This is a genomic window from Chroococcidiopsis sp. TS-821, assembly GCF_002939305.1.
GTDB lineage: Bacteria > Cyanobacteriota > Cyanobacteriia > Cyanobacteriales > Chroococcidiopsidaceae > Chroogloeocystis.
This window is the reverse complement of record NZ_MVDI01000004.1, coordinates 49220-62167: the sequence shown is the minus strand read 5'-3', so window position 1 is coordinate 62167 and position 12948 is coordinate 49220. Positions and strand designations below refer to the sequence as shown.

The window sequence follows — 12948 nt, the reverse complement described above, 5'->3', positions numbered from 1 at the left end:
GTTTTTGTCACCCACAAATTTATTTAAAATTAAGAATTGTACAACAGGTTGAGAATGCGCACGAGCGAGCAAATTAAAGCAGAGATCGAGGATAAGTTTGGTTTTTTTCCGCCATTCTTTAGTCCAGCACTGCATAACTCTCAAGTGTTGGAAAATTTATGGCAGCAAACACTTATTGCTTATATCCATAATCCCTTATCGGCGGTCTTTAAGGAAAAGCTGAGTGCTTACTTGTCGCGCTTCTGTACTGTTCCTTACTGCATGGTTTGTCATAGCTGTACTTTACGTCCGTTGGGGATGAAAGCAGCAGAAGTCTTGCAGCTATTGGAAACTCCACCACCGAATATAGAAGAAATTGAATTGCACTTAAAGCGACTCGCCGCATACTCCCAGCTAGATGTTTTACCTGCGGCAAATTCAGAACTAGAAGAAAGTTTACTTGCTTGCGCCATATTTATCTCTCTAGAAGGCGAAGCCGCAGAAAGCTACCGCACCCAGCTACGTCAAATCTTAGGGGCAAGTAATTATCAACATTTAGTTGCATTTGTTGCCTATGTCAAGACTTGTCACGTGTGGATGGAAGCTAATCCGGAAGTTTCGTATGAAGCCGATAAACGAGTTTTAGACAATCTGAGATTTTTGGTTGCTGAGGAACCAAGATTAAGCGAATTTTTTCGCAATTATGCTGCTAAAGTCAAACAAGAGCGGCAAACGCGTGCAGAACGTCAAGCAATTCTTGCCGAACGTCAACGTCATTTGCAAGTCTTACGAGAAAGTGAAGAAAAATATCGTAAACTAGTGGAATTAATGCCGGATACGCTTTTTGTTCAATGTGAAGGTAAGCTTGTCTTTGCTAACAGTGCAGCCGTAAAGCTACTTAATGCTGAGAACGTAGAGCAACTCATTGGTCAACCAGTTTTAAATATTATTCATTCAGAAAGTCAAGCGATCGCACAAGAACGAATGCAGGAAATCCAGGCAGGAAAATCTGTGCCGTTCATTGAAGAAAAATTTGTGCGATTGGATGGTAGTGTCGTCGATGTGGAAGTCGCTGCTTTCCCTTTTATTTACAGTGGAAAACCAGCCGCACAAGTTGTCGCACGAGATATTAGCGTACGCAAGCAAGCGGAAAAAGAACGCGCGGACCTTCTTGCCAGCGAACAAGCTGCACGCGCTGAAGCCGAAAGTGCCAATCGCAGTAAAGACGAATTTTTAGCCATCGTCTCGCACGAGTTGCGATCGCCACTGAATGCGATGCTAGGCTGGGCAAGATTACTGCGGACGCGTCAGTTTGATGCTACCACCATGGAGCGTGCCTTAGAAACAATCGAACGCAACGGTCAAGCACAATTACAATTACTCGAAGATTTACTTGACATATCGCGGATTATTCGCGGCAAAATTCATCTTAATATTGATACGGTTGATATCCTCGCTGTGATCAATGCGGCAATTGAAACAGTACAACTCGCAGCCGATACAAAATCAATTGAGTTAGTTCATGAGGTACCAACCTCTTCATCTGTTCTTGTTACCGGAGATTTTGCGCGGTTGCAACAAGTGATTTGGAATCTACTATCGAACGCGATTAAATTTACACCAAATGGTGGGCGTATTACTGTGCGATCGCAACAAGTTGGTACGGTTGTTCAAATTGCAGTTAGCGATACAGGAAAAGGTATCAGTGCCAGTTTTTTACCATTTGTGTTTGAGCGATTTCGGCAAGCTGATAACTCTAGTAGCCGAGGCAATGGCGGCTTAGGTTTGGGACTGGCGATCGTTCGGCAATTAGTCGAACTGCATCGCGGTCGCATTTACGCTGCTAGCGCTGGAGAAGGACAAGGGGCTACTTTTACGGTTGAATTGCCGCTGTGTATCCAGAATCAGCAAGTAGCCGGACAAAATTCTAGTACGTCATCCGCGCTGATAGATACAGCAAACCCACTTACCGGATTGCGCGTTCTTGTCGTTGATGATGAAGCGGATATTCGCGATTATATATCGACTGTATTAGAAGAATATGGCGCACGCGTGCAAGAAGTTGCCTCAGTAAATGCAGCACTCGATGCTATCGAACAATCACCGCCAGATATCCTTGTAAGCGATATTGGCATGCCGCAAGAAGATGGTTATAGTTTGATTCAAAAAATTAGGGCATTAGCACCAGAGTGCGGGAAAAACATACCGGCGATCGCATTAACCGCCTACGCGAGGGACGAAGACCGTCAACGCGCTTTAGCTGCAGGGTTTCAACTTCATGCCACAAAACCGATTGAACCAGTACAGCTAGTTGCTTCTATTGCCAAATTAGTTGGCAGAAGTGCTAGTAATAGGGGTTAGAGTTCAGGACTTACAACAGCCACCTTGAACAATCATTGCTTCTATGAGTAGCTGCTTTTTTGGAGGGGGTTCTATTAAAACACTAAGATTGCGTCAGTCATAAGAGGTTAGTTACGCAACCATTGTGAGCTTCTATTGCTCTAATTTAGTTAAAGGATTCGGTTGTGTTTGCCCTCTTGCTTGCGGCACAACGGTTAAATAAGGATTGAGTACGTCGTCAACCCAACCGGAGTAATGCTTTAGCGTTGTCGTATTTTCAGAAATTGCGAGTATTTCTAGATCGCCGCGCATAGCGTTGAAATTACTAGGGCGATTGGGTTCTACATTCATACTAGATGCAATTCCGCGAGGACCACCGCCAACATCATTTTCTGCTACTTCATCCCAGCCGCGTACAAAGCGATCGCCCTGCCAATGCCATTCGGAACCGACCCAATCAATTGCTGGTTCTCCTGGTGCAATCCACTGGGGAAATTGTGCAGGTTTTGCCCCTTCATTCAGCGTTACTGTGAAACCTGGCTGGTAGCGAACTTCGTAGCGACTTTGACGTGTTTGATAATCGAGGGGCTGCGACCACAAAACTTCAACTTCACTTTGAGTATTCGGTAGCGTCGCCGCCGGAGTTTTTTCGAGCAATCCACGATAAATTCGGGCTTCTGAAGGCAGTTTAGCCATCAACGCAAACCGCCAACACAACCAGCGATCGGGGTTTTCAGCAGCTTGCCATTGCACTTGACAAATACCGTTTCCTGTGCCTACCCACAGTGTTTTGCCTTCGACTTCAAGTTGTGTCGGAATTGCCCCCACAAGCGGACTATTGTGAACAGTATAAGCCTTAAGACTACTCGCATTCGGATTGACTAAATTTGGGCGATAAGCAACTAGCCCATAGGCTGGAATATTTGGATTGCCTTCTCCACTAATCTTCGTCCCTAACCACAATGTAGGCGTATCTTCTTCACCTGTCACGACTAAATCGGTAATTTGTTGCGAGGTAATTTCTTGAGGTTGAAATAACGTCAACTGATTAGTTTGCGGTTGGTAGCTGACAATCGTAGCGATACCATTATTACCTTCGCCTTGCTCAAATGCGATCGCCCACCAAATACGTTGTCCATCCGTTACCGCAGCTGTAATTTGGGGAACCCCCAATCGCGTACCGATACTGGAAAATCCGTTTTGTACAGCAGATGTTTGTAAATCTTTGAGAGTATATAGAATTGTTTGCTGCGGTTGTTGACTGTCAGGAGTGGTTAATTCAAATACAACTTTGTCGTTTTCTGGCGATACTTCTGGGCGCGATAAGATGTCACCTTCACTTAAGGTGTAATTTGGTTCTAGCCGGACACGATATTGATACGTTCTTTCATTAAAAGTAATCGATTTGAAGGCTGGATTAACAATTTCTTTTACGACTTGCGAGTAGTTTTGCGGTGGTTGCAATTCGCTAGGTAAAGTTCCTGCTTGCACAGTCCAATTATTGTTACTACGACAAAAAACGAAGTCGTATTTTGTTGTTTGAAATTTTATTTTATTATTATCTTTGACGATATTTCGAATCTGATAATCAAAAGGCTCAAAGTAGCCTATTTGTGGGTTTGGCTCTACTTGAACGGCTGCTGTAGGTTGTGGACAAGAGTTTGTATTATTAGCTGATTGGGAAAGTGAATTACAAGCACTTAGTAGCCAGACGACACTTAATAATGTGACGACTTTTTTCATAGGATTAAATTTCCAAAGCACTGGTGAATTCAGTCACCGCTAGATGAACGCAGTCCACCTGCATGAACTCACACAGTTTTAATTTCAGGTTAGGATCGTGAGATGGTAAAGAAGTACTTTTTTTGCAAATCTGCTAACCTCTTTCTTAAATAGATTGACCAGTTTTTTAATCGGTTTGTTCCAATTTTAGGCGTTGTAATTCTTGTTGTAAAAATTTACCCCATTCGGCGGCTAGGGGAATTTCTGTAAAGGGAATGCGTATTTGCGTGGATGGTAGCAGAAATTCTAAAGCAACATCGCGACCTTTACGGGGTAGGTTATTTAAATTAACAATTTGGCTATCAACTAATAGTTGAATTGATTGCACGTCTTTTAACGAAAAAGTTTCGAGTTCAACAAGCCCTTTTTGAGTCGGTTTTCCCCAAGTTATATTTGTTCCTTTTTGACCCAAAACGGCATAAATATCGTATTTAGCTCGTTCAAATTGTTCAGCCCACACGCGATAGTTTTCAACTTTTTGATATTCGTTTTTCCCTTGCCATGCTAACCAAATAAAAACAGCTAGCAGTGCTAACCACAAAATTCCGCGTTCCATAATCCAACCGTTCCGTATTTATACTTAGTGAGCGTATTCGCTCTCACACTGTAACTATCTTGCAACATCAAGGCAAGAGCGACGGTACATACGTTATGTTGATCGTAAAACTAGTGCCGAAGCAAGATATGAAAAAATTACTAGTAGGCTTGGTTTTAATTGGACTATGTTTTGGCTTGTTCAATTTCAAAGGCTTAGCAAGTCAGGGTGAATTTGAGGAAATTGTGCTGGACTTTCGGGAAGATATTCCGATATCCCAAATTGACAATCAACTCAGTGCGATCGCCCAGCAATTTAACCTCGCCCCTCAATTAAATAGTATCTTTTCTAAACCAGATAATGTGTACATTGTCAAGGGGGATCGGGCAACTCTTAAAGCCCTGCGCAAGTCTCCTGTTGCCAAGTCCACTGAATATATTGAACCGAACTACATTTATAAGGCGTTAGAAGTTCCCAACGATCCGGACTACAACAAACAGTGGAATTTACGCTCAATCAAAGTCGAGTCGGCGTGGGATGAAACGAAAGGTAGCGGTGTCACAGTTGCCGTCATTGACACGGGTGTTTCTCCGGTTCCCGACTTAAAGCAAACCAAGTTTGTACGTGGTTATGACTTTGTGAATAACCGCGAAACGGCGACAGATGATAGCGGGCATGGAACGCACGTCGCGGGGACAATTGCCCAATCGACGAATAACAATTACGGCGTTGCGGGAATAGCGTATGAAGCGACTATCATGCCATTAAAAGTATTGAGTGCTTCTGGAGGTGGCACGGTTGCGGATATTGCCGAAGCGATTAAATTTGCAGCTGACCACAAGGCGGATGTGATTAATATGAGTTTGGGTGGTGCTGGTGAGAGTCACTTACTCAAAGACGCGATCGCCTATGCGCATCGTAAAGGTGTCGTAATCGTTGCAGCAGCAGGTAACGCGAACAAAAATTCAGCGTCGTATCCGGCGCGTTACCCGCACGTAATTGGTGTTTCTGCCCTTGATGCTGCCGGAGAAAAAGCCCCTTATTCTAACTTTGGTGCAGGTGTTGATATTTCTGCGCCTGGTGGTGTGGGTACGGGGGCAGGAGGAATTCTGCAAGAAACGATTAATGCTGATGGACAAGCGATGTTTGTTTCTTTTCAAGGAACAAGTATGGCAGCCCCTCACGTTGCTGGTGTCGCGGCGTTAATCAAAGCAACTGGCGTCAAAGAACCAGATCAAGTGCGAAATGTCTTGAAAAAATCTGCTATGCGCGTCAAGAATGATACTTTAAATCATTACGGTGCAGGACAACTCGATGCAGCAGCGGCAGTGAAACTTGCGGTACGCGGACAAATCAGTTTTCGCGATTTCTTCCGGTGGTTGCGCGATAACGGTTATCTCAATCCGCGCTTTTGGATTGATGGTGGTGCGGTGGCGTTACTTCCGAAACTGGCGATGGTCTTGGGTTCTTATCTCCTCGCTTGGTTTTTACGCGTTTACTTTCCGTTTACTTGGAGTTGGTCATTATTTGGTGGTTTAGTTGCCGGAAGTTCAGGGTTATTCTTCTTACGCGGGTTCTACATCTTTGATTTTCCGCAAGTTCCCTTCCGCATAATGGGCAGTTCAATTCCTGAAATGGGCAATGCGATCGCGGGTAACAATATCTTAAATCCCTTATTCGCTAGCGTTTTGATTCCGTTTCTCCTCGTTGCCTTCTTTTTGAATAAACCTGTTTGGAAGTGGTTTGCGATCGGTACGGCGTTGGGTGTTGCAGCGTGTTTGGGTGTGAATGCCGTCGTCTCGCCCGCGGTTTGGGGTATGGGTAGCGGTGCGATCGCCCGTGTATTTCTGTTCGTTAATGCTTTAATGTGTTACAGCCTCGCAGTGTTAGCCGTCAAAGTGGAGCAACCAACATGAGTACGACTGTTACAGGAACGATTCAACGCAGCGACATGGGTACTGGCGCGTGGGCGCTAACCGCAGACGACGGCACAACTTATGAACTTCATAACGCCCCCAAAGACTTGCTGCAACCAGGCAAAAAAGTTAAAGTCACAGGACAGATCCGCGAAGATGTCATGACAATTGCAATGATTGGACCTGTCCTCGAAGTGCGATCGTTTGAACCTGTTAGCGATTAGTCATTTAGCTAAACTGTTGCAGAATCTAACACTGCTTGTAGTTTACTTCTAAATTCTCCCTTGGGATGACCGCCTTTGACTTCACCTAAAATCTTAAATTCGCCTTCAGGGGAATCACAGATAAGATAGGTAGGCCATCCCATTTCTGCTTTATCAGGGTACTGCGTTAGCAGAATCTTACGATACTTGCGATAAGTTGCCGTATCCTGCATTTTTACGTCAATAAACTTTAATCCTAGCTCTTCACTTACCTTTTGGTCATAAAATGACATTTTATGGCAAATGCCGCAATCTTCTGATGAAAACTTAATAACTGCTCGCTCCATTATCTATCCTCGTGGGTCAGAAAGTGTTAATTAAAGACGTAGCATAGAACGTAATTAGGTGATAACTAAATATCACACTAGTCGAGGTTGAAAAACGCGGTAATAGGTAATGGGAAATGTGTTGCGCAATATTCTTACCAATGACCAATGACCAACTTTTCTAGTCACGTTTATTTTCACTCGCTTACTTAAGTTATTTATTGTATACGTCTGAAGTCGCAGATTGTTGACACCTCAATTCTCCACAATAGGGTATGCAGTTTTGTCAAGGAAATAGGTAACTTTAAAAAATGACGCTACCCTACTGCTAAGAGGAGAGTATTACGTGGTACAAGCAGTGATTGTGGATGTAGATGGTACGCTAGTGTTGAGTAATGATGCTCATGCTCAATCGTGGGTTGATGCATTTGCAGACTATGGATATCACATCTCATTTGAACAAGTCCGACCGCTGATCGGAATGGGCGGTGATAAGGTGATACCAAGAATGGTGCCAGGGCTAAATAAAGAAGAAGGCGACGGGAAAAAGATTTCTGAACGGCGCAAACAACTAATCATCGAGCAGTATGGACCCAAGCTAGAAGCCGCTCCAGGAGCGCGAGAATTAGTACAGCGGATGAAACAGCAAGGACTAAGGTTGATTATTGCTAGTTCGGCGACAAGTCAAGAGCTAGAAGTTTTACTCAAAGCGGCAAAGGTAGACGACTTACTCGACGAAGCAACAACATCGAGTGATGCTGAAGCTTCTAAACCCGAACCTGATATTGTCGAAGCTGCCTTAAGTAAATTAGAACTGCCACCCGATGCCGTATTGATGCTAGGAGATACACCATACGATATTCAAGCGGCGAGTGCTGTTGGTGTTGGCACAATCGCATTGCGTTGCGGAGGGTTTGAAGACGCGCAACTCGAAGGCGCAAAAGCAATTTATGACGCTCCGGCGGATTTACTCGCGCACTACGATGACTCGCTTTTGGGTAAACAATAGTAGTATCACGGGTAATAGGTAATTAGGTCGTTGCTATAGCAAAGAGCGGGGGCTCAAAGTTAATTAAGGCAGTAGTTTGCGTTTGCCCAGTTTTTTCGGATAAGCGCAAACCTTGCCTTAATGGCGGTATTGATACACATCTGAAAGAACTTATACCATCCACATGCGGATGCCCTGTACACTAATTAACACAGAAATTTTCTCTTGGCAAGCGAAAACACGCTGAAATCTTGCATAAGATAGTTGCAAAGTGCGAAATCACTTCAGAAGATTTACGCTCAAAATAATTAAACCATGTAGATATGCTTAATGAAACAACATAAAATAATTTTTATGAAGAAAATTATATTTGTTAAAAACTATAGGTTAATCAAGCATGTAGGAAACATCAGAATTATGGAACGAAAATTAGGAGAAAGACTAAAGCATGTCGTCGATTTAGAAATGCGTCTAAGTACTACTAACAAAAGTTGTTAGTTGTGCTACTAAAGCTAATTGTATGGCTGTTTATTTTGGGAGAAAAAAGAATTTTTTAAGGGGTCGCTATACTGTAGCTATAGCTACAATATGCCTTACCCTGCTCGTCAAACTGTTACTTGCACCACTAATTGATGATGAAAGTCCCTTCTTATTGTTTTTCTTTGCAATCGTCGTTAGTACTTGGTACGGTGGCAAGTCAAGTGGAATATTTGCGACAATTTTAGCGGCTTTATGCGCCGATTATTTTTTGATTTCGCCGTTTCATTCTTTCGTAGTTAATACTGTAGGTTATGCGATAAAGCTAAGCTTATTCATCTTTGAAGGAGCTGCAATTACGTGTGTCGTCGCAGAGTTAAGTACTGCAAAAAAACAAGCAGAAACAAGAAGACTAGAAGCTTTACGCTATCAAGAAAATTTACAACAAAGCGAAGAACGCTTTCGTTTATTCGTCGAAAGTGTTAGCGAGTATGCAATATTTATGCTCAATGCTGATGCTCACATTGTTAGCTGGAATGTAGGGGCAGAACACTTATTCGGGTATAAAGAAGCAGAAATTTTAGGTAAGCATTTTTCTTCTTTATTTACCCCTGAAGATATTAGTAGTGGCAAGCCGCAACAAGAAATAGAACAAGCGATCGCACTTGGGCGTGCAGAAGCGCAAACTTGGCATTTGCGGAGTAACGGTACGTGGTTTTGGGCAGGTTGCGTTATTACTGCGTTACGCGATGACAATGGTTGCTTGCGTGGTTTTGCCAAAGTTATTCATGATTTTACCGAGCATCATCAAGCAGAAATCGTTTTACAAAAGGCTAAGGAAGAATTAGAACTTAGAGTACAGAGCCGCACCTTTGAGTTACAAAACGCTAATGAGCAGCTGTACAGCGAAATTATTGAACGCCAGCAAATTGAAGAGGCTTTATTAGATAGTCAAACTCGACTGCAACTGATTAATAGCATCTCAACCGCAATGATGCTAGGTATGTCAGTAGAGCAGATTATTAAACGCACTGTGCGACAAATCAGTGAATGTTTTCCGGTGCTCCGCGTTGCTTACTCGATAATCGATCAAAATGGCACTATGACTGTCATTCATTCGCTAGAGCCCACAGGAATACCCTCACTTCAGGGAGCTACATTCGATTTGCAGACAATGCCAGACTATCTACAAGCGATACAAATGAATGTACCAATTGTGGTAGAAGACATCGCGCAGGATCTCCGCTTTACGTCGCAAAACGGTGCCTTGTTTCGTAGCTATGGCGTTCAAGCGTTTGTTGACGTGCCATTACAATGCTCGGATCATTTAATTGGTTTGTTGCGCTTTGACGCACCGCAGCCGCGCAAGTGGAGTAACCACGAAATTGGTACATTAATTGTTATTACGCAATACCTGTCAATCATTATTAAGAATGCTCAGGCGCAACAAGAACGCGATCGTGCTGAACTCGCGTTACAAAAAGCGCACGATGAACTAGAACTGCGAGTTAAAAATCGAACAGCACAACTAGCAAAAGCAAACGAAGAGTTAAAAACAGAGATTTGCGAGCGCCGACGCATTGAAGAATCACTACGACAAAGTGAAGAACGCTTGCGCTTTGCCTTGAGTGCGGCTGATATGGTAGCGTGGGATTGGAATACTTTAACCGATGAAATTAGTCACTCTGATAATGCCCCTAGTGTTATCGGCTTGCCACCAAAAACAAAAATAAATACGGCAACTGAGTTTTTTAATTTAATCTACGTTGAAGATCGCGATCGCGTGCTGCAAGAACTTCGGCTTCAATCTACTTCAGAGAGTAAGCATCTCTACAGCACAGAATTTCGTTTAGTTCATCCTGATGGCTCAATCCGCTGGATGGCTAATCAAGGAAAAGTGAGTTATGACATGGCGGGTAAAGTCATCCGCGTTAGTGGGATTCTCCGCGATATTACGAAGCAAAAACAAATCGCCGATCAAATTCAAGCTTCGCTTGTTGAAAAAGAAGTCTTACTCAAAGAAATTCATCACCGTGTCAAAAATAATTTACAAATTATTTCTAGTTTACTTAGTTTACAATCAGGATACATTACAGACCAACAAACGCTAGAAATTTTAAAAACTGGTGAAAACCGAATAGCTTCAATGGCGTTAATTCACGAACAATTATACCAATCACGCGATTTAGCAAAAATTGATTTTGCAGATTATATTCAAAATTTAGTCGCTAATCTGTTTAGCTCGTATGATGTTTCTTCGGAAAGAATTATTTTACATCTGAATATCGAACGTATTTTGTTGAGTTTAGATATTGCCATTCCATGTGGTTTAATTATTAATGAATTAATTTCTAATTCTTTAAAACACGCTTTCCCAAATCATAAAAAAGGCAACATTTATATCAATTTGGCTGCCCTAGATGATCGATATCACCTCACCATTAAAGATGATGGTATAGGATTACCGAAACATGTGAATCCAAACACCACAGATTCTTTAGGCTTACAAATTGTCTCTGCTTTAACGCAACAATTAGAAGGTAGTTTAGATATTCATAGTGACAGTGGTGCAGAGTTCAATATTAAGTTTTGAGCGTCAAATCTCTTGAAATTGATAAGTATTCCTAATGAGTAAGGCAAGTATCCTAATCGTAGAAGACGAGCTTCTTGTTGCCAAAGATATACAAAATCGGCTAACTAAGTTTGGATACGCTGTGGTTGGTGTTGTTTGTTCGGGAAAGGAAGCAATCAATAAAGCAATAGAAAAGAACCCTGACCTCATTTTAATGGATATTCATTTAAAAGGAGAACTTGATGGAATCGAGGCAGCACGGCTAATTTATGATGATTTGAATATTCCGATAGTTTACCTAACCGCTAATGCTGATGACAGCACATTAGAACGCGCGAAGACAACAGAACCATTTGGTTATATTTTAAAACCTTTTAAAGAGAAAGAGTTAAAAACAACAATTGAAATTACACTAACAAAGCATCAAATCGAAAAAAAGCTGCGACAAAGCGAACGATGGCTAGCCACAGTACTTAAAAGCATTGGCGATGCTGTGATTACTAGCGATGCTTGCGGAACAGTAACTTTTATGAATCCTGTAGCCGAGTCGCTTACTGGTTGGACGCAAGAGGAAGCCTACGGTAGAGACGCAACAGAAATCTTTAATATCACAAATGGAGTATCTGGGCAAAAAGTAGACAGCCCGATTATCCAAGCTTTGAAACAAGGAACTACAGTTGGGATCGCCGAAGAAACACTTTTAATTACCAAAAACGGAACAGCCATTCCAATTGATGATAGTGCAGCACCAATCCGCGACGACAAAGGCAATATTACAGGTGCGGTATTAGTATTTCGCGATATTACAGAACGCCAGCAAGCAAAAGAAGCTCGTCAAAAGCAAATTGAACAAGAAAGACTTGTTGCTCAATTAGAAAAACTTAATCAACTCAAAGATGATTTTTTAAGTACTGTTTCGCACGAATTACGTACTCCGATCGCCAATATGAAAATGGCGATTCAAATGCTACTACTTTCATCTAATAATATCGAAAAAAGTCGGCGGTACTTAGAAATCTTGCAAGCAGAATGCACGCGGGAAACTGAGCTAATCAATGATTTATTAGATTTACAACGCCTTGAGTTAGCAACTTATCCAATTTTACTTGCTGAAGCTATTCATTTAAACGATTGGGCAACAAAAATAATTAAGCCATTTGCGCATCGCAGCGAACAACGTCAACAAATACTGCAAGTGAATATTAGCCCTAATTTAACACCTTTAGTTTCTGGTCGGGCTAGCGTCGAGCGAATTTTAGTAGAACTTTTAAATAATGCATGCAAATATACTCCTGCGGGTGGAAAGATCGTCTTAACTATTAGTCAAATTGACGCGCGATCGCCCGAAGAAGTTGCATCAAATACAGATTTATCAAGAGTAAAAACAATTTTCAGCGTTGAAAATCAAGCAGAAATTCCCCAGGAGCAATTACCGCGAATTTTTGAAAAATTTTACCGCATTCCGCAAAGCGATCGCTGGCAACAAGGCGGTACAGGGTTAGGGCTGGCTTTAGTACAAAAACTTGTCGAACACTTACAAGGAACGATCAATGTAACAAGCGCTCAAGGTTGGACAATATTTACCGTCACGTTAACTAATTTAGTTGAAAATAATAAAATCTAAAGAATAGATTAATTTTTTCATGAGTTGCGATTTGGAAAGATTGGTAAAAATTAATCAAGAGGGTATATATTATAGCGCAACTTACACAAATATGACAACTCGGATAGTTGGAGAAACTTTGTGGATAAAAATGCATCTAATGTAATTAGTTAAAATTGAATAAGTGGGTGGGTATTAACTAAATATCATACGTAACATTTGTTGGG

The 12948-nt window shown here is 42.0% G+C and carries 9 protein-coding genes; 6 read left to right on the top strand and 3 right to left on the bottom strand.

Annotated features, from left to right (window positions below; all coding sequences use genetic code 11):
* Window positions 1-54 precede the first annotated feature (54 nt).
* Window positions 55-2340, top strand: coding sequence for an ATP-binding protein (locus tag B1A85_RS13300; RefSeq protein ID WP_104547395.1), 2286 nt, complete (start codon window positions 55-57; stop codon window positions 2338-2340).
* 132 nt (window positions 2341-2472) lie between these two features.
* Here the strand turns inward: B1A85_RS13300 and B1A85_RS13295 are convergent, their stop codons facing one another.
* Window positions 2473-4062 carry a hypothetical protein gene (locus B1A85_RS13295; RefSeq protein ID WP_104547394.1) on the bottom strand — a complete coding sequence of 530 codons (1590 nt, stop codon included), beginning with the start codon at window positions 4060-4062 and terminating at the stop codon, window positions 2473-2475.
* Window positions 4063-4228: 166 nt separating this feature from the next.
* On the bottom strand, window positions 4229-4657 hold the full coding sequence (locus B1A85_RS13290) for a hypothetical protein (protein ID WP_104547393.1): 429 nt from the start codon (window positions 4655-4657) through the stop codon (window positions 4229-4231).
* A gap of 128 nt (window positions 4658-4785) precedes the next feature.
* Here B1A85_RS13290 and B1A85_RS13285 point away from each other — a divergent pair, with 128 nt between their 5' ends.
* A complete protein-coding gene (locus B1A85_RS13285) occupies window positions 4786-6552 on the top strand; it encodes a S8 family peptidase (protein ID WP_104547569.1) in 1767 nt (588 codons plus the stop codon).
* On the top strand, window positions 6549-6776 hold the full coding sequence (locus tag B1A85_RS13280; RefSeq protein WP_104547392.1) for a DUF5818 domain-containing protein: 228 nt from the start codon (window positions 6549-6551) through the stop codon (window positions 6774-6776). Before B1A85_RS13285 ends, B1A85_RS13280 begins: the two co-directional genes overlap by 4 nt.
* Window positions 6777-6784: 8 nt before the next feature.
* Here the strand turns inward: B1A85_RS13280 and B1A85_RS13275 are convergent, their stop codons facing one another.
* Complete coding sequence (locus B1A85_RS13275) at window positions 6785-7102, bottom strand: thioredoxin family protein (protein WP_104547391.1); 318 nt, start codon at window positions 7100-7102, stop codon at window positions 6785-6787.
* 325 nt (window positions 7103-7427) lie between these two features.
* Between B1A85_RS13275 and B1A85_RS13270 the strand changes: the two genes are divergently transcribed.
* From B1A85_RS13270 to B1A85_RS13260, 3 genes are all read left to right on the top strand, one after another.
* Window positions 7428-8090 (top strand): HAD family hydrolase, encoded by a 663-nt coding sequence (locus tag B1A85_RS13270; RefSeq protein ID WP_104547390.1) that lies wholly within the window; start codon window positions 7428-7430, stop codon window positions 8088-8090.
* Between the two features lie 499 nt (window positions 8091-8589).
* Window positions 8590-11139 (top strand): PAS domain S-box protein, encoded by a 2550-nt coding sequence (locus B1A85_RS13265; RefSeq protein ID WP_104547389.1) that lies wholly within the window; start codon window positions 8590-8592, stop codon window positions 11137-11139.
* A gap of 34 nt (window positions 11140-11173) precedes the next feature.
* Window positions 11174-12742, top strand: coding sequence for a response regulator (locus B1A85_RS13260; protein WP_104547388.1), 1569 nt, complete (start codon window positions 11174-11176; stop codon window positions 12740-12742).
* Window positions 12743-12948 lie beyond the last annotated feature (206 nt).